Here is a 19306-nt window from a genome sequence, read left to right as displayed (position 1 = left end):
ACTATATTTCCCCTCTCTCTTTTAAAAACTGCTCCCAATATGGAGACATTTCTCTTCTTCTCTTTATTATTAAAGGAAGTTCATTTAATAAGTAATCTACTTGTTCTTCAGTTGTTCCAGAACCTAAGCTAAATCTTAAAGAACCATGTGCTACCCCGTGGGATAAGCCCAATGCTAATAATACATGAGATGGTTCAAGATCTCCAGATGCGCAGGCACTTCCAGTTGAAGCATAAATGCCTTTATCATCTAAATCAAGTAATAAGGTCTCCCCTTCAACACCAACAAAACTTATGTTTATATTACCTGGAAGTCTTTTATCTCCTGCTGGTCCATTTAGTTTACTGTGTGGTATATTCTCTAAGATATTTTTTATAATTTTATCCCTTAAGCCTGCTAATCTTTTACTTTCTTTTTCCATTCCAGCCATTGCGATTTCGACGGCTTTACCCATACCAACTATTCCAGCCACGTTTTCAGTACTTGGTCTTCTTCCTTTTTCTTGACCTCCACCGTGAATTAGGTTTTCAATTCTAATTCCACGTCTAATGTAAAGAGCACCTACTCCCTTTGGTCCATAGAATTTATGAGCTGCCATAGATAACATATCAATATTCATATCTTTAACATCTACAGGTACTTGTGTAACTGCTTGAACTGCATCTGTATGGAATAAAATTTTATGTTCTCTACAAAGTGCTCCAATTTCTTTTATAGGTTCAATAACACCAATTTCATTATTTGCAAACATAATTGTAACTAAAATAGTTTTATCTGTAATTGCTGCTTTTAAATCATCTATATTTATGAAACCTTTATCATCAACAGGTAAATATGTTACATCGAAGCCATTTTTCTCTAAAAACTCACATGTATTTATTACTGCATGATGTTCTATTGCAGAGGTTATTATATGATTACCTTTATTTTTCTTTGCTAGAGCAGCTCCTTTTATTGCCCAATTATCTGCTTCAGAACCTCCAGATGTGAAAAATATTTCATTAGCATCAGCATTTATAGCTTTAGCTACTCTTCCCCTTGCAGCATTTAGCGCTTTTTTATTTGAATCAGACAAGGTATACAAAGATGATGGATTACCGTAGCTTTCAGTAAAATACGGTAACATTTCATTTAAAACTTCTGGTTTTGTATATGTAGTTGCAGCATAATCCATGTATATTTTATTATTCATTAGCTTCACTCCTTTTTTTTAACATGTTATTATAATCATCAGCCATATCTTGAAGAGTAATTGAATTTGTAACTTCATCAATGCTATTTTTGATTTTCTCCCACAATAGTCTAGTGGGGCAAGTATCTACATTGTTGCATTCATTACTATCAATACAAGAAGATATTTCAATTGGTCCCTCTAATACTTCTATAATATCTGAAACAGTTATATCTTTGGGAGATTTGTTTAAGATATATCCTCCTTGAGCCCCTCTAACGCTTTTTATCAACTTTGCTTTTCTAAGAGGTGCAAAAAGTTGTTCTAAATACAGTTCTGAAATCTTTTGCCTTTCAGCAATAGATTTTATTGATACTGGTGCTTCGCCATAATTTATAGCTAAATCAACCATAGCCTTTACACCATATCTTCCTTTTGTGGATAGCTTCATTAAATCACCCCTTTATATATAACCTCTCAGTAATTATCATTTAATAATTCCGAGTAAAATTATCAACTTTATAATATCAAATCATAGCAATTTTGTCAACATTAAATATTATTCAAAATAATAAGTTTTTTTATTCATTTCTTTTGGAAAATAATCTTGATCAATTTCATTGTTTTGATAGTTAAAAGGATATTTATATCCAAAACTCCCCAATTCCTTCGCACCGTTATAATGTGCATCTCTTAAATGCGGCGGCACCCTAAACTGATTATTTTTTGCATCATCTATTGCTTTATCAACTGCTGTATATACTGCGTTGGATTTATTTGCTCTTGAAAGATATATTATAGCTTCTGCTATTGGTATCCTGGCTTCTGGCATTCCAACAGTTTCTAGCGCATTCCAGGCTGCATGAGCAATAAGCATTGCCCTTGGATCAGCCAGACCAATATCTTCTGAAGCCTGAATTATTAATCTCCTAACTATAAATCTTGGATCTTCCCCACCAATAATCATTCTACCAAACCAATATAAAGCAGCATTTTCATCTGACCCTCTTATACTTTTTATAAAGGCTGAAGCTATATCATAATGGTTATCTCCACTTGAATCATATTTAATCAATGGTCTTTGAACACAATCCTTTATTTTATCTTCATCTATTTCAATATGTCCATCCTTATTTTTATGAGTAGATAAAACTGCTAGTTCTAAGATGTTTAGACTATTTCTAGCATCGCCTGAAGCTAACTGAGCAATCATTGCTATTTCTTTTCTATTTATTTTAATTTTTAAATTTCCATAACCTCTTTCTTTATCATTGAGAGCCATTATTAAAATATTCTTTATATCTTCTTTTGTTAGTTCTTCTAATTGAAAAATCCTAACCCTACTTAATAAAGCTCTATTTATTTCAAAATATGGATTCTCAGTAGTTGCTCCAACTAAAATAATAATTCCCTTTTCAACTGCATCTAAAAGTGCATCTTGCTGTGTACCTTTTTTTAAAGCGTGAATTTCGTCGATAAAAAAAATCGTTCTTTTCCCATAAAACTTTAAAAGTTCTTCAGCCTTACTTATATAATCTCTTATTTCTTTTACACCTATAGAAGTAGCATTTAATTTTACAAATTGGCTTTTAGTATCCTTAGAGATAATGTAAGCTAGGGTTGTTTTTCCAACTCCAGGAGGACCATAAAGAATCATAGAAGTTAAATTATCATTTTCTATTAGTCTTCTCAATAATTTTCCCTTACCTACAATATGTTCTTGACCTATAAAATCATCTAATTTTATAGGTCTCATTTTCTCTGCTAAAGGCTTTTTTACGTTATTTTTCTCTACTGCAAAATCAAATAAATCCAACTAATATCCCACCTTTTATCTCTTTCTACAATTCATGTTACAAATATACATCAAAATACAATTATTCTCAACTTTATTATCAATATATTTATCTAATAATTCAACAGTTATTGGGAATTACTAATAACATGTTATAAATATTTTGTATGTTAATAAAAAAATTATTTTAGGGAGGTTTCTAAGGTAAAGATGTAAAATAAAAACTTTATCTTAGATAAAATAAATGATTTATAATTTAAAACTTATATCAGATGTGATTTTAATTATTATTTCTTTCATATGTGTATTACGTATTATATTCGATAAGAGAGACCCCAAAGGTACCTTATGTTGGATACTATTTTTTATGCTATTTAAGACATTAGCAATTATAACTTTTCTTTTATTGGGAAGAAATTGGAGAAACAGGTGTTTTACCAATAATGTATCTATATTTTTAAAAGACAAGTTTGAAAATTATTATTCTGAAAATAAAAATAAAGAATTTAATTTTCTAGAAAAAATTATTGAAAAAACAAATCCTTATCCAATTTTCACTAATAATCAATTAACATTTTTCACTGATGGAGAGTCTAAATATAAAGCCCTTAAGGAGGATCTTATGAAGGCTAACCATCATATTCACCTTGAATACTATATTGTCCGTAATGATAAAGTTGGTAATGAGATAAAAGATATCTTAATTAGAAAAGCTCAAGAAGGAATTAAAGTGAGATTTATTATAGACAAAATTGGTTCCATAACTCTAGGTAGAAAATACACTAGAGAATTAGAAAAATTCGGAATTGATGTTGTGCCATATGCATATTATTTTGCCCCATTTTATAGAAATCATAAAAAAATAGTAATTATTGATGGCATTATTGGTTTTTTAGGAGGAATGAACTTAGGAGATGAATATGAAGGAAAAGGAAAGCTAGGTTTTTGGAGAGATTTACATATAAGGGTTAAAGGAGATTTTGTCTTTAATCTTCAACGTTCCTTTATAAATGATTATTTTATGATTAATAGAGATAAAAATAATCCTCCTTTTATAGAAGTAGAGTATAATAATTACTTTCCTAATGTTGAAAGTTGTTCTAGCTTACCTATGCTAGCAGTAGAATCAGGTCCAAGTTCAGATAATCCGTCCATTATGTATTCTATCATAAATATGATATCAAGCGCTAAGAAAAATATTTACATAATGACACCTTATTTTATTCCTAGCGAAAGCTTATTAATATCTTTAAAAATTGCAGCTCTTTGTGGAATAGATGTGCGTATACTTTTTCCTGGAAAATGTGACCACTTTTATGTTTTTTATGCTTCTAGAACATATCTTTCAGAACTTATGCAGTGTGGCGTAAAAGTATATTTATATAGAAAAGATTCATTTCTTCATTCTAAGGCAATCTCAGTTGATGGTAAGATTTGCAGCATGGGTAATGCTAATATAGATATAAGATCTTTTGAACTTAATTATGAACTTAATGCAATAATTTTTGATGATACGACAGTATTAGAACTAGAGAATATTTTTCATAAAGAATGTTCCGAATCTACTCTACTAGATAAAAATTTTTTCGAAAATAGTTCAATCTTTATAAAATTATTAGAGAACATTTGTAGAATGTTTTCCAATACAATGTAAAATTAAAACCATAAGTCATACTTATGGTTTTAATTTTATAATTGATCTAGAAATTAATATCATTTGGGTTAAAATCAATGCATAATATATATTCCTTATCATCTAAGCCCTTGAAAATTGCAGATATCGTTATGCATAGATTTCCAGTAGCTAAAGAAACATATGGCTCAGTAATATACTTATTCAAAGACATATTTACTAGAAAATAATAATATTTTTTTAATGAATGGTTTGTTCCCTTAATTGCAGGATGGAAAATTAGTGCCTTTTGAGATAGCATATCTTTACAGCAAGTCAATGTATCCGTAATCTGTATACCTGCTTCATTTAAAACATATATACATTCAAATTCATTATTATTTAAGATAACTTCATTCAGTTTATTGTTAAATTCTTTTTCAGGAATTTTCGATAGTTCTTCAAGAATATTTCCAATAACTTTCTCATATTTCTTATGAGTGGTATTCTCTAAGCTGATTTTATCTACCATGTATTTTCTGTAGTCAGAAGCTAGATTCTTAACAGCCTTTTGAGCCTTAGAGATAAACTTTTCAGTAATTTCAAGAGAATTACCAAAATAATCTCCCTCTACCATATCAGCTCCTAATTCAATAACTGTTAAGGCCTCTTCCTTTGTAGTAATTCCATCACCAATTACAAGTGCACCAATATTTTTTGAGAGATTTACTAATGCTTTAAAAATTTCTTGTTTATAATAATCCAAATCTATATTTTCTGTTATTGCACCACTAATCTTAATTATATCTGGTTCAACATAAGAAATTTTGTCTAGATTTGCAAATCCATAACCAATATCGCTTAATGCTACTAAGAATCCTTCATTTCTGTAATAATTTATAAATTTCTTAAGTCCCTCAACATCTTCTACTTTATCTTCTACTATTTCCAATACAACATTTTGTGGATTTAGTTTAAAAGAATTTACTAGATCCATAATTATTCCTGAACCAATAAAATTTTTTATTATTGAGGCACTAATATTTATAAACAATAATATTTCTTTATTATCATTATAAACATCTGAAAATTTCTCTACAGCCTTCTCCCTATAAAGTCTGTCTAAATCAATAGTTCTGGATTCATTTTCTGCCTGTAATAAAAGTGTTTCCATAGAAACTATGTCTTTATTTACCTTATATCCTAAACAGGAAGCCTCAAATCCAATTACTGATTGTTTTATTACAGAAGTAATTGGCTTAAAATTAATTTCTAAACTCTTTTCTTCTATTATTTTATTAATATCAATTTTATTTTCCATTAACTAACACATCCTTATAAAGTATTATACTAATAAAGTAATATACTTACTAAAAATTTATTAAATTATTTATTACTTATTATTAATTATTTAAATTTATTCCTTTTCTTAATATAGCAGCTTTAACTTCATCCTTCAATTCTTGACTAACATTTGGTGAAATATATATTTTCTCGAAGACACTTTTTGCCATTCTAAAGTATTCTGATCTTCTTGGTATTCTTGCAGTTGAAAGAAACTTAATATAATATGCTGCATAATTTTCATCAATTTCTGAACTTGGCTTTTCAGATATTTTTCTCAATTTACGTAAAGATACTAGCTTCCAAACCTCAAGTGAGAAGGTTATAAAAACAAATAACAATATTAATATAATACTTGAAGTACTTAGTTTCCCCGTCTCAGTTTCTTCTTTTTTTATAACTTCAACTTTTACAATTTTTTTATCACTGCCATCTTTATTTATTCTAAGCAAGTTTGAACTATCAATAGTAGTATCTCCCTTGGAATCCTTTTTGATTTTCCAAAAATAAATACTATCATTGATGATATTTAATGCAGCAGAACCCTCATTATTAATAAGTGCTTTAGCACTTCCATCAGTTTTCATTTTATAAAGCTTATTATTATCTGAAGCATTTGAATAAAAGACCCAGTCTCCTGAAACATTAATATAATCAGCAGAATCATCATTTAATTTAATTTTATTTTTCCCATCTATATCTATTTTATATATTTTCCCTTTATCATTTGCATTTTGATAATATATATTATTGCCTACTACATTAATATAATAGGATTGATCTTCATTTAACTTCTGCGGTTCTCCTCCATCTATATTGACTTTATAAATTTTGTGCCCATCGGATTCATTTGAATAATATATAAAATCCCCTAAAACAGCAAAGCCATATACTCTATCCTTACTTATTCTAGTTTTATGTTTACCATCTAAATCAATTTTATAAATTTTCTGACCGCTTGATTCCTTTTTAGCAAAGTAAATCCAATCTCCTTGAACCTGAGTCCAAAAACAGCTTTCATCAACTACTCTTTTCTTTTCAGTTCCATCTTTTTTAATTTTAAAAAGTTGATAACCATTGCTTATATTAGAGTAATAAATAAAATCTCCTGAAACATTAATAAAATTTGGAACATCATTGCTTATTTTTACTTCTTCAGAACCATCAAGCTTTGACTTATATAACTTGCTTCCATCAGCAATATTGGAATAATAAATCCATTCTCCATCTTGGGCTATGTACCCTAAATTTATAACATTTGCTGCTTGATTGTCTTTTACTATTTCGGCACCTAGAATTAAATTGTTAAAATTTAATATAAAACTAAAAATTAAAACAGCTAATATAAACTTACTTCTTCTTTTATTTATCACATTTATGCCTCCTTAGTGCTCATTGAAAGATTAGAACTAATTGTATTCATAAATTTTATCATAAAATAGCTAATTATTCAAAGATATTCAAATGTAATAGTAATAGAAAATTTATTTTTATGACTATTTAGAATTATTTATCTTTTCTGCAATTTCATTTAAATATTCCCATCTCTCCATCATTTGTAACAACTCTTCTTCTACTCTTTCTTTTTTTTCTAAAAGTTGTTCAAGAACTGCATAATCAGTACTTGAAAGTTTAATATTTTCCTCAATCTCCTCTAATTCATTTTCTAACTTTTCTATATTACCTTCAATTTTTTCATATTCCCTTTTTTCATTGTATGAAAATTTTAAAGATCTCTTTTCATTTGTTTTGACGATATTTTCTTTGGATTTATTTTTACAATCAGTTTCTTGTTCACTAGGCTTTAAAAATTCTTTACATTCAGAATAATTTCCAACATAGTAATTTATAACTCCATTGCCCTTAAAAGAGATTATTTTATTACAAGTTTTATCTAAAAAGAATCTATCATGAGATACAATAATAACTGTTCCATTAAAAAATTCAATATAGTCTTCTAATATATTTAAGGTTTCAATATCTAAGTCATTTGTAGGCTCATCTAAAAGTAATACGTTTGGGGAGTTCATAAGTATTTTCAAAAGGTATAATCTTCTTCTTTCACCACCAGAGAGTTTACTAATGTAGCTATACTGAAGATTTGGAGAAAACAAAAATTTTTCAAGCATTTTTGAAGCACTAATCATTGTGCCATCAAAAGTTTTTATATATTCAGCTTGCTCTTTAATGTATTCAATAACTCTAAGGTTTTCGTTCATATCTTTACATTCTTGTGAGAAATAGGAAATTTTCACTGTTTCACCTATATCTATTTTCCCACTATCTTCTTTAATATTTCCAGAAATTAAATTGAGCAAAGTAGATTTACCTAATCCATTGGATCCAACTATTCCAACTCTATCATTTTTTGTAAAGATATATGAAAAGTTATTGATAAGTTTCTTTTCTTCATAACTTTTGCTTATATTATTTAATTCTATAATTTTCTTTCCAAGCCTGCTAGTGGATAATGAAATTTCTATCTTATCATTTTGTACTTCTGAATTTTGAGAACTTAATTCTTCAAATCTCTCTATCCTCGCTTTCTGTTTTGTAGTCCTAGCCTTCGCCCCACGCCTAATCCATTCAAGCTCTCTTCTTAAAATATTTCTCCTTTTATCCTCTTTTGCTTCAATTAACTGTTCTCTTTGAATTTTAGAATCTAAAAACATAGAATAATTTCCAGAATAAGAATATAAATTACCATTACTAATTTCCAGTATTCTATTTGTAACCCTATCTAAAAAATATCTATCATGAGTTATCATAAGAACTGCACCATTAAAATTATTTAGGTAATCCTCTAGCCAATCAACCGTATCATTATCTATATGATTTGTAGGTTCATCTAATATTAGTAATTCGCATGGGTTAATAAGAACACTAGCTAAAGCAACTCTTTTTTTTTGACCACCAGAAAGACTGGCGATTTTAGCTTCAAAATTATTAATACCAAGTTTAGTCAAAACTATCTTTGCCTTACTTTTCAATTCCCAAGCATTTAAGCTATCCATTTTATTACTTACTTCCATTAAGTCATTTTGAAGCTTTACATTCTCAGGTTGATTATTTAATTTATCAAGTATATTCTCATACTGACTTATTAATTTCATGATTGGTGAATTAGTTTTAAATATTTGTTCAAGTACTGTACTCTTAGAATTAAAATCTACGTTTTGTGGCAAATATTCAACTTTGAGATTTGAAGACTTTATAATTTTACCTGAATCATAGTATTCCTCACCACTAAGTATTCGTAAAAGGGTTGACTTTCCTGTTCCATTAATACCAATAATACCAATCTTATCCTTATCTGAAATATTAAAAGATATACTGTTGAAAAGTACTTTTTCTCCATAGCTTTTGCTTAAACTATCTATAGCTAATAAATTCATATTTTAATCCTTCCTAAAATTTTAATAGAAATCATAATATATTTTATCACATTAAGTTCTTTAAATTAAGGTGAATAATAATATTTTGCATATTAATGTATAAATAAATTAAAAAACTGAAAATTTAGTATTTAAAATTATTTAATAAACCTATATAATTTAATTAACTTATTTTTTTATATGGAAGGGTGTAATGTGATGATTACAGATGTTTCTCAAAATGAAATAATGAATTCATTTAATAATATTATGGATTATCTAAAATATTTTGTTGAGGATGATGCAGCAATTTCTATTGCAAATACTGAAGTTTTTCTTAAATTTTATGACGGTGAAAATGTTAAATTAAACAAAAAAGACGGTGATCCAATTCCAGTGGGAAGTGTTGCTTATCAAACTATAACTAGTGGCAAAGTAGTTTCTAGTGTAATTCCGCCAGAAGTTTTTGGTGTTCCTACCAAAGCACTTGGTATACCTATAAAAGAAAATGGGAAAGTAATCGGAGCTATTTCTATGGCAAAAAGCTTAGAAAAGCAAACCACTGTATCTAATTTAGCTAAAAATTTATTTGATTCACTTTCTCAAATAAGTTCTGCAATAAATGAATTCTCTACAAGTATTCAAAATATGGCTCAATTTAACGCTATGATCCAAGAGAATGTGGAAAAAACAAGGAAAGAAGCTGAGAATACAGATGATATATTACAATTTGTTGGTAATATAGCTAGACAAACAAATTTACTAGGTTTAAATGCAGCTATTGAGTCTTCAAGAGCAGGTGAATTTGGAAAAGGGTTCAGCGTAGTCGCTCAGGAAATTAGAAAATTATCTAATTCAAGTAATGAATCAATAAATCAAATTAATAATATTCTAAAAAATATACAAAATTCAGTAATACATATATCTGATAAAATAAATGAGTCTAATGAAGTTTTCCAACAACAGACAGGAACTATTGAAGAAATTACTAGTGCTGTTGAAAGTCTTTACTCTAGTTCAGAAGTTTTAAAAAATATTGCATCAAAACTATAATATTATATATTAAAAAGACCTGCTGAAGTCAGGTCTTTTTAATCATTTATAAATTCTATTTTCCATTTATAATATCCTGTTTCTGAATCTTTTTCATATCTAAAATAAGCAGAAAAAATATTGCCTTTTTTACTCTTGAGATTTCTAAAACCTACTCTACCTTTTTCGAGTAAAATTTTAATCATCTCTTTACTTACTTTTTTATCAAATGATTCAATAAATTTATCATCCTTCCAAATTATAAATTTACATCCATTTTTCCAATTGCTGCATCCGAAACCTTTAGTACCTTCTATTACAGGATTCCCACACACAGGACAATTTCCTATACTTTCTACACCCTCCGGCAGCTGAACTTTAAAATTACTTAACATAGAAGTATCATATTTTATAGAGTTCACTGCACTAACAGTAAAATCAATAATTAACTTTAAAAAATCTTCCTTTTGGAATCTTCTTTTTTCTATATCTGATAAGGTTTTTTCAAGTCTACCTGTGTATTCTAAGTCTAATAGCTCTTTTGCTGGAAATATTTCTACTATTGTTTTCCCAAGTTCTGTACAAGTAAGATTTTTACCCTTACTTGCTATGTATCCAACCTCTTTTAGTTTTTTTATTGTATCTGCTCTTGTAGCTGGAGTGCCTATATTAAATCCACTTAATATAGATGCCATCATCTCTTCTGAGTCTTCCTCATCCTTAAAGCTTTTGCCGCAAGTTTCCATAACCCTCAGCAGTGTTTTCTCAGTATGAAGCTTTGGAGGTTTTTTAATTATTTCATTTACTTTACTTTCTGTTAAACTTACAACATCCTTTTCAGTTACCATTGGTAACAAGGTATCCTTAGTTTCAATTTTCTCTATTTTGCGCCAACCTTCAATTATCTGAACTTTTCCCTTTGATATAAATATTCCTTTTATATCTTTCTCATGAACTTTAATCCTAATAATTGTCTCCTCATACTCAGCTATTGGCATAAATTGCATTATAAATCGATTCTTTACTGCATCATACACAATCTGCTCATCATTATCTAATCTTGAAGGTAATATATATGTTGGCATAATTGCACTATGGCTCTCAACTTTTGAATTATCAAATATTCTTTTACTTTTAATAAACTTTATTTCCTCTTCGTATGGAAGCCCTTTTTTCAAGCTTTCTAATACCTTTTTAGCTCTACCTTCTAAGCTTTCTTCTAACGCAATACTTCCTGTTCTTGGATATGTTATAAATTTCTTTTCATAGAGTGATTGTGCTACTTTTAAAACTTTATCAGATGTCCAACCCTTATATTTGCTTGTAATATACCCTTGTAGATTTGATAAATTAAACAAAAATGGAGTATATTCCTTTTTTCTTTCAATTTGTTTTTCTACTATTTCTGCAGTTTTGCTATCTATCATTTTGCAAACTTCATTTAGATATTCTTTTTGCTCAAATTTTTCTGTATCATTTTCATAGTACAATGCTTCAAATTCATAGTTCTCTTTGGTTTTGAAATTAGCTATTAGTTTATAATAAGTAGTAGCCTTAAAATTTTCTATCTCCTTATCTCTGTCATAAATAATTTTCAAAGTTGGAAGCAACACTCTTCCAATGTTTAGAATTTTATCTTCATTTAATTTATATTTCAATGTGGCCACTGATGTAAGATTTATTCCTATAATCCAGTCAGCCAACTGTCTCCCTATTCCTGCATCTTGCAGTGGTTTCATTTCACTATTATCTTTTAAGTTTTTCATTCCTTTTAATACTTCTTCTGAAGTCCATTCATTTAATAGTAATCTAAAAATAGGCTTCTTCTCATTGAAATGTAAAAATATTTCATCTGCAATTACTTGCCCTTCTCTATCAAAGTCCGTAGCAGAAATTATGCCGTCTACATCATTCCTATCTATTAGGGACTTTATTAATTTAAGCTGTTTTTCTGCCCCCTTATCAGTCACACTTTTATTAACGCTATCCTGTTTTATCTTGTATTTAAATTCAACTGGTATAAAAGGAAATCTTTCTAATCTCCAGCTTTTCATATTTTCATCATAATCTTTAGCATCATATAATTGTAACAAATGTCCAAATACCCATGTTACAAAATAGTCATTTCCCTCAAAATATCCGTTTCTTTTTGCTTTTATATTTAAGGCCTCAGCAATATTCTTAGCTACAGATGGCTTCTCTGCAATTATAACTTTCTTCAAGGTATCCACTCCTAAAATAACTGTTATTATTTTATTTTAATGCTTTTATTAATTTTAATTTAGATATATACTATTTGGGTGATTATATACTTCTAAAGTATAATCAAAATATTAACAAAACACAAATATCTAATAATAAATTATAGGAGTTTTTTTATGAGAAATATAAAATTAACTATTCAATATGATGGTAGCCGATATAAAGGATGGCAGAAATTAGGCAATGAAGATAACACTATTCAAGGCAAAATAGAGAAAGTACTTAGGGAATTGACTGGTGAAGAAATAGAATTAATTGCCTCTGGTAGAACAGACGCTGGAGTTCACGCTTATAATCAAATAGCTAATTTTCACACTAATTCAAAGATATTAAACAAAGAAATTCTAACTTATTGCTATAAATATCTGCCTTCAGATATTGTTATCAAAAGTCTACAAGAGGTTGCTAATGATTTTCATTCAAGATACTTAGCTAAAAAGAAAATTTACATTTATAAAATTTATAATGGCACTTTTCATGATGTATTTAGCAGAAAATACTCATATCATGTACCAGAGCAATTAAACATTGAGATTATGAAAAAGGCAGCAACTATTTTTATTGGTAAGCACGATTTTAAAAGCTTTACAGCTTTAAAGTCTAAGAAAAAATCTACTATTAGAGAAATATATTCAATTGACATTGTAAAAAAAGATAATGATATACAAATAGCATTAAATGGAAATGGATTCTTGCATAAAATGGTTAGAATAATAGTAGGCACATTAATACAAGCTGGTCTTGAAAAAATAACAATCGAAGAAATAATTGAAATCATGCATAAGAAAGATCGTTCTCTAGCCTCAGACACAGCACCAGCCCATGGCTTATTTTTAAAAGAAATAATTTATTGATTACAATATTTATAATTTTTATAAAAAACTAAAGCTTTTGCTTTAGTTTTTTAATCTATTAATTTATAGTATCTATCGATTAAAGCTTCAACTTCACCTACACTAATAAATCTTGCTCTTCTAAAAATTTCTTTTCCTTCTATATAAAAAATTATTGCTGGTATTGTAAATATTGATAAATGTCCTGAAACTTCTTGAATATCGTCAATTACTATTTTCTTTTTAATAATCTTAGGGTATTTTTCTAATACCTCCTGAATCTTAGGCATTAAGGCTTCACAAACATTACAATTATTTGAAGAAATATATAAAAAAGCCAACTTGCTTTCTTGTATAAACTTATCTATCTCTATTATGGATTTTAATCTTTCCATTCCTATCTCCTCCAAATTTATTATTTTATACTCTAATTTTATAATTAAAAAAATTAAAAGCAACTATTTTAAGCTGCTTTCAATAAATTATACTCATTATTTCTATATATAACTATAGTACATACTTAAATACCATAAAATAATGACACAAGCTTCCTGCTAATACAAATATATGGAATATTTCATGAAAGCCTAATACCTTAGACTTGAATATAGACCACTTTGAAGCATAAATTACTGCTCCAAAAGTATATAGCAATCCACCTAATATTAATAAAATAATTCCCTTAATGCTAATAGATTTAGAAAGAGGTGAAATAATAAATATTGATAACCATCCCATTAATACATAAAATAGTGTAGATAGCCATCTTGGAGCATTAAACCAAAACATTTTAAAAAATATACCTACTAGTGCACAACTCCAGATTAGCGAAAACATTACCCATCTTAAGCTTCCATTTAAGGCTAATAAGCATATTGGACTATATGTTCCAGCAATTAAAACAAAAATCATTGAATGATCTAATTTTCTTAATGCCTTAATCACTTTTTCTGAGGATTTCACAAGGTGATATATTGAGCTTGCTGAATAAAGTAAAATTAAGCTTATGCCAAAAAGTATTACAGATGTTAATGATAAAACATTTGATTTTGGATTATTTATTTCATATACAATCAGTATTATCATACCTAAGAGAGATACGATTGCCCCAAATAGATGTGTTAACCCACTGATGGGTTCTCTAAACTTATTCATCATAATTACCACTCCGTTCAAAATTAAGTTAAATTACCACACATAGTTTCAATAACTATATGTTGTCATATTATTAATATAACACAAAGTATCGAAAATTATAATATTTTTTTTGGGTTTTCACAATATTTTTTTCAATGCTATATGTAATATGTGGTTCAAATTACTATCTATTGAACTATTCATTTTTATGTGTTACTATTTTTTTAACGCATTTACATGATTAGGAGTGTTATTAATGAAGTTTAACGAAAAAGAGATTTCTTTACTTTTAAAGGATCTTTTATTAAATAAAGAAATAGAACTTTCAGATATACCTGACTTAGAATTATATATGGATCAAGTAATAACCCTCTTCGATGATAAATTAAGTCATTTAAAAAGATTTTATGATGAAAAACTAATGACAAAAACAATGATTAATAATTATACAAAGTCTAAAATACTTATACCACCAAATAAAAAAAAGTACTCAAAAGAGCATATGATTCTATTAATACTAATATATAATCTAAAGCAAAGCTTATCTATAAACGATATTGGAATATTATTTAAAGACTTATTAGATCATGTATCTAATGATAATGATATAGATTTACATAAAATTTATGAATCTTTCTTAGAAATAAAAAAATATCAGGAAGGTATTCTGAAAAATGAACTGCCTGATAAAATCAAGTTCATAGAAGAAAGTACTTCTGGTCTAGATTTATCTAATAAAGATTTATCTCAAATGCTGATTTTTGTACTTTCCTTAATTAACGAAGCTAATATAAGAAAAAGATTAGCAGAAAAAATTATTGATGGATTTTTTACAAACGATAGATTATAGATTTACTTTTAAGATTTTTAATAAATAAAAAAAGGATAATTACTTTTAAGTGTATTATCCTTTCTCTATTTTATATTATATTTTTACCACCCTATAAACATTTGGGTCCAATAATATTGTCCAGCTGAATTTTTAGCCACTCCTACACCAATACTGCTAAAGGATGGATTTAGAATATTTTGTCTATGTCCCGGAGAATTCATCCAAGAATTCATAACTTCTTCTGGAGTCCTTTGACCATATGCAATATTTTCTCCTGCAGTTCTGTAATTAATCCCAAAGTTTCTTATCATTACAAAAGGTGATCCATAGGTTGGAGAAGTATGAGAAAAATATTTTTTAACTACCATATCTTGAGATTTATATCTAGCTACTCTTGATAGCTGCCAATTATGGTTTAAACTATTTAATCCCTTCTTAGCTCTTTCACTATTAACTAATTGTATAACTCTACTTTCAAGGCTCTTTACTTCTGATAAATCTGGAATTTTTATCACTTGGTTAGGATATATAAAATTAGGGTTAGGAATCTGTGGGTTTACAGAAACTACATCCGAAACACCAACTTGATATTTTTCGCATATTTTCCATATGCTATCACCAGTTTTAACCGTATAGTTAAAGGTTTTTACTGTTATAGACTGTGCAAAAGCAATATTTTGAAAATTCATTGCAATAAAGAATATAAGTAAAACTAAAAAACTCCTTAATACTTTTTTCATGTTTTTTACCTCTCTAAAATATATTTTTCAAAATATATCTTTTGCACATTAGAGATTTTTATTATACTTTTTTTATTTTTTATATTCCTCACTATCTATTACTTTTTCAATTTCTTTTAATAAATCCTCCTTACTTAAGCTCTCAATATTATTTATTGAATTCAACATGTTTATTATTCTATATTTTACATTTTGTTTATTTATGTTTACTGGTTCGTTTATATAGATACTTTCTCCTTGCTCTACTATTTTTGCATTATATTCTTTTGATATTAATATTTCTTTAAAATTATTTATTGCTTTTTCATCTCCATGAACTAAGAAAATTTCTTTTGGCTTAACCTTAAAATTATCAATCCAATTAATAAGCCCATCTCTATCTGCATGACCAGATAATCCATCTAAACTATATATCTTAGCATTTACTACTATTTCTTCGCCAAATAATTTTACTTTTTTACTTCCATCTAATATTGCTCTACCTAAAGTACCTTCAGCTTGATATCCGCTAAATACTACTGAACACTCTTTCCTCCATAAATTATGCTTTAAATGATGCTTTATTCTTCCTGCTTCACACATTCCACTAGCAGATATGATTATTGCACTTCCTTTAAATTTATTGATACTCATTGAATCTTGAGGAGTATCAGTAAAAATTACTCCTTTAAAATTTAATGGATCAAACCCTTTTTCTACTAAACTTTTCATTTCATCATCATAATACTCACTACAATTTTCATATATCTTTGTAGCATTAGTAGAAAGAGGACTATCAACAAAAATTGTAATATCATTTAATTCCTTATCTTCTACGAACTTACTTAAAGCATAAAGTAATTCTTGCGTTCTTCCAACTGAGAAGGAAGGGATTAAAACATTACCTCCTCTATTAAAAGTATCTTTAATAATATTAAATAGTTCTCTTAGAGACCAATCTACCTCCCCGTGTAACCTATCTCCATATGTGGTTTCCATAATAACATAATCGGCATTACTTATTAAAGTTGGATCATTAATTATTGGTTTGTTTAGGTTCCCTAAATCTCCTGTAAATACAAGCTTTACTTCATCTTTATTATCTTCCTTAACGTACATTTCCACTATAGCTGAACCTAATAAATGTCCTGCATCTTTAAAAATAATTTTAAAGCCATCAAAAACCTCAATAGCAGTATTATAGTTATATCCATTAAATAGATACAATGATAGTTCTGCTGTTTTAGCTGTATATAAAGGTTCAATTAAGTCTAATCCCTGCCTAATTCGTTTTCTATTTTTCCATTCCGCTTCATTTTCTTGTATGTACCCACTGTCTGGCAGCATTATCTTACACAATTCCTTTGTAGCCTTTGTACAAATAACTTCTCCCTTAAAACCCTTCTTGTATAATAAAGGTATCCTTCCGCTATGATCAATATGAGCATGAGAAAGAATTACATAATCTATGTCTTTAGGTGAAAAAGGGAAGAAATCATTCCCTTTTTCCTTTTCATCTCTTCCTTGGAACATTCCACAATCTAATAGAATCCTCTTGTCTTTCACTTCTAAAATATGGCAAGAACCCGTAACACACTTTGTTGCGCCATAAAATTCTATTTTCATAATACTGCCCCTCTCTTATAGTTTTTTCATTATTTTGTACAATCTTGTATTACTTTCAATACATTTTCTACCCCATTATTACTAGAACTTTTATTTATCTTTTCCATGAAAAGACTTTTATTTTCAAAAACATAATTTAATTTATTATATAAAACATTTGGATTTAATTCCTCTTCTTGAATTACTTCACTAAATCCACTTTTTCTGAAGGACTCTGCATTTAAGATTTGGTCACCTCTACTTGCTTTTGCTGATAAAGGAATCAGAACGCTTGGTTTTTTTAGGGCTAAAAGCTCAAAAATCACATTTGCACCTGCTCTTGAAATAAAAATATCTGCAGCAGCCATTAAATGTGTCAATTCATCCTTTACATACTCGAACTGCTTATATCTTTTAATCTCCAATAAATTATTAGCTATATTTCCTTTACCACAAATATGGATAATATTATATTTTATGAGCAACTTATCAAGCATTTCTCTTACAGTATCATTTATAATTTTAGATCCTAGGCTGCCCCCGATTATCATAAGTATAGGTTTTTCTTCTTCAAATGCACAAATTAATTTGCCTTTTATTTTGCTGCCTTTAAAAAGTTCTTCTCTAATTGGAGTCCCCGTAAGGATAGCTTTATTCCCTTTAATATGCTTTAATGATTCTGGGAAAGTGACACATACCTTAGTAGCAAAGGGTATAGATATTTTATTTGCAAGACCAGGTGTAATATCAGATTCATGGATGATAACCGGAACTCTATTTAAATAGGCTCCGATAACTACTGGAACTGAGACAAATCCGCCCTTTGAAAATACAATGTTAGGTTTTTCTTTCCTTATAATTTTTAATGCTTCAAATACTCCTTTTAATACTTTAAAAGGATCTGAAAAATTCTTTAAATCGAAGTATCTTCTTAACTTTCCACTGGAAATAATGTTGTATTTTATATTTTCATCACAAATTATCTTTTTTTCTATTCCATTTTCTGTACCAATATATTCAACTTCATATCCAAGGCGTTTTAATCCAGGAATTAAAGCTAAATTAGGTGTCACGTGTCCTGCTGAACCTCCACCAGTCATAATTATTTTTAAATTTCTCAAAAAATCATCTCCCAAGCCTTATGAATATTATTGACGTTTAAATTTGCTGCATTAGTTAATACTAATTTTCTATGATTGATTGTCTATTGTCAATTATAATTATATAAAATAATACATAAAAAATGACAGTTAATGTCCAATTTTCTAAGAGAAGTACAAACTTCAACTTGTACCTGTAAGATACTAAAATATTAATCCGAAAAAAGGTTAAGATACTAATGTAACACAAAAACACAATATAAAAAAAATTAGGAGGTTGATTTCAATGGCAAGAAGTAATAAAGCTTTAGTACCAGAAGCAAGAGAAGGATTAAACAAATTTAAAATGGAAGCTGCTAACGAAGTAGGTGTAAACCTAAAGCAAGGATATAATGGAGATTTAACTTCAAGACAGGCTGGATCAATCGGCGGTCAAATGGTTAAAAAAATGGTTGAACAATACGAAAGAACAAACTTATAAAATTTAGTT

The 19306-nt window shown here is 28.1% G+C and carries 17 protein-coding genes; 5 read left to right on the top strand and 12 right to left on the bottom strand.

What is annotated here, in order from left to right; translation table 11 throughout:
• Window position 1 precedes the first annotated feature (1 nt).
• The 3 genes from nifS to CLHOM_RS05245 all read right to left on the bottom strand — a co-directional run bounded on the left by nifS (window position 2) and on the right by CLHOM_RS05245 (window position 2987).
• Window positions 2–1192, bottom strand: a complete 1191-nt coding sequence (gene nifS / locus CLHOM_RS05255; protein ID WP_052220645.1) for a cysteine desulfurase NifS — start codon at window positions 1190–1192, stop codon at window positions 2–4.
• Window positions 1185–1622 carry an RrF2 family transcriptional regulator gene (locus CLHOM_RS05250; RefSeq protein ID WP_052220644.1) on the bottom strand — a complete coding sequence of 146 codons (438 nt, stop codon included), beginning with the start codon at window positions 1620–1622 and terminating at the stop codon, window positions 1185–1187. Before CLHOM_RS05250 ends, nifS begins: the two co-directional genes overlap by 8 nt.
• A 108-nt stretch (window positions 1623–1730) precedes the next feature.
• Window positions 1731–2987, bottom strand: coding sequence for a replication-associated recombination protein A (locus CLHOM_RS05245; RefSeq protein ID WP_052220643.1), 1257 nt, complete (start codon window positions 2985–2987; stop codon window positions 1731–1733).
• A gap of 223 nt (window positions 2988–3210) precedes the next feature.
• On the opposite strand from CLHOM_RS05245, the gene cls reads away from it, so the two are divergent.
• Complete coding sequence (cls, locus tag CLHOM_RS05240) at window positions 3211–4620, top strand: cardiolipin synthase (RefSeq protein WP_074782859.1); 1410 nt, start codon at window positions 3211–3213, stop codon at window positions 4618–4620.
• Between the two features lie 46 nt (window positions 4621–4666).
• Here cls and CLHOM_RS05235 read toward each other — a convergent pair whose 3' ends face one another.
• The 3 genes from CLHOM_RS05235 to CLHOM_RS05225 form a co-directional block, all read right to left on the bottom strand.
• Window positions 4667–5899, bottom strand: a complete 1233-nt coding sequence (locus tag CLHOM_RS05235) for an EAL domain-containing protein (protein WP_052220641.1) — start codon at window positions 5897–5899, stop codon at window positions 4667–4669.
• Window positions 5900–5981: 82 nt separating this feature from the next.
• Window positions 5982–7295: a DUF5050 domain-containing protein gene (locus CLHOM_RS05230; RefSeq protein ID WP_052220640.1), complete on the bottom strand. Its 1314-nt coding sequence runs from the start codon at window positions 7293–7295 to the stop codon at window positions 5982–5984.
• A gap of 123 nt (window positions 7296–7418) precedes the next feature.
• Window positions 7419–9317 (bottom strand): ABC-F family ATP-binding cassette domain-containing protein, encoded by a 1899-nt coding sequence (locus tag CLHOM_RS05225; RefSeq protein WP_052220639.1) that lies wholly within the window; start codon window positions 9315–9317, stop codon window positions 7419–7421.
• A 198-nt stretch (window positions 9318–9515) separates the two neighbouring features.
• Here CLHOM_RS05225 and CLHOM_RS18780 point away from each other — a divergent pair, with 198 nt between their 5' ends.
• Window positions 9516–10349: a methyl-accepting chemotaxis protein gene (locus CLHOM_RS18780; RefSeq protein ID WP_052220638.1), complete on the top strand. Its 834-nt coding sequence runs from the start codon at window positions 9516–9518 to the stop codon at window positions 10347–10349.
• A gap of 38 nt (window positions 10350–10387) precedes the next feature.
• Here the strand turns inward: CLHOM_RS18780 and CLHOM_RS05215 are convergent, their stop codons facing one another.
• The gene (locus CLHOM_RS05215; RefSeq protein ID WP_052220637.1) at window positions 10388–12550 is read right to left on the bottom strand and encodes a type IA DNA topoisomerase; all 2163 of its coding nucleotides are present in this window, start codon (window positions 12548–12550) and stop codon (window positions 10388–10390) included.
• Between the two features lie 156 nt (window positions 12551–12706).
• Between CLHOM_RS05215 and truA the strand changes: the two genes are divergently transcribed.
• A complete protein-coding gene (truA, locus tag CLHOM_RS05210; protein WP_052220636.1) occupies window positions 12707–13444 on the top strand; it encodes a tRNA pseudouridine(38-40) synthase TruA in 738 nt (245 codons plus the stop codon).
• 50 nt (window positions 13445–13494) lie between these two features.
• On the opposite strand, the gene CLHOM_RS05205 is transcribed toward truA, so the two are convergent.
• Both CLHOM_RS05205 and trhA read right to left on the bottom strand, forming a co-directional pair.
• On the bottom strand, window positions 13495–13818 hold the full coding sequence (locus CLHOM_RS05205) for a thioredoxin family protein (RefSeq protein ID WP_052220635.1): 324 nt from the start codon (window positions 13816–13818) through the stop codon (window positions 13495–13497).
• Window positions 13819–13930: 112 nt separating this feature from the next.
• Window positions 13931–14578: a PAQR family membrane homeostasis protein TrhA gene (gene trhA, locus CLHOM_RS05200; protein WP_052220746.1), complete on the bottom strand. Its 648-nt coding sequence runs from the start codon at window positions 14576–14578 to the stop codon at window positions 13931–13933.
• A 238-nt stretch (window positions 14579–14816) separates the two neighbouring features.
• On the opposite strand from trhA, the gene CLHOM_RS05195 reads away from it, so the two are divergent.
• Entirely contained in the window at window positions 14817–15410 is a 594-nt protein-coding gene (locus tag CLHOM_RS05195) for a DUF1836 domain-containing protein (protein ID WP_052220634.1), read from the top strand.
• An 83-nt stretch (window positions 15411–15493) separates the two neighbouring features.
• Here the strand turns inward: CLHOM_RS05195 and CLHOM_RS05190 are convergent, their stop codons facing one another.
• The 3 genes from CLHOM_RS05190 to CLHOM_RS05180 all read right to left on the bottom strand — a co-directional run bounded on the left by CLHOM_RS05190 (window position 15494) and on the right by CLHOM_RS05180 (window position 18837).
• Complete coding sequence (locus tag CLHOM_RS05190) at window positions 15494–16132, bottom strand: CAP domain-containing protein (protein ID WP_052220633.1); 639 nt, start codon at window positions 16130–16132, stop codon at window positions 15494–15496.
• 72 nt (window positions 16133–16204) lie between these two features.
• Window positions 16205–17737, bottom strand: a complete 1533-nt coding sequence (locus CLHOM_RS05185) for an MBL fold metallo-hydrolase RNA specificity domain-containing protein (protein ID WP_052220632.1) — start codon at window positions 17735–17737, stop codon at window positions 16205–16207.
• A gap of 29 nt (window positions 17738–17766) precedes the next feature.
• A complete protein-coding gene (locus CLHOM_RS05180; protein ID WP_175478659.1) occupies window positions 17767–18837 on the bottom strand; it encodes an undecaprenyldiphospho-muramoylpentapeptide beta-N-acetylglucosaminyltransferase in 1071 nt (356 codons plus the stop codon).
• A 265-nt stretch (window positions 18838–19102) separates the two neighbouring features.
• Here CLHOM_RS05180 and CLHOM_RS05175 point away from each other — a divergent pair, with 265 nt between their 5' ends.
• A complete protein-coding gene (locus CLHOM_RS05175; RefSeq protein ID WP_052220631.1) occupies window positions 19103–19297 on the top strand; it encodes an alpha/beta-type small acid-soluble spore protein in 195 nt (64 codons plus the stop codon).
• Window positions 19298–19306: the final 9 nt, after the last annotated feature.

Origin of the sequence: Clostridium homopropionicum DSM 5847 (assembly GCF_001263795.1) — a bacterium.
Taxonomy (GTDB): Bacteria; Bacillota; Clostridia; order Clostridiales; family Clostridiaceae; genus Clostridium_H; species Clostridium_H homopropionicum.
Note: the sequence above shows the minus strand (reverse complement) of the source record. Positions and strands in the feature narration are given on the sequence as shown.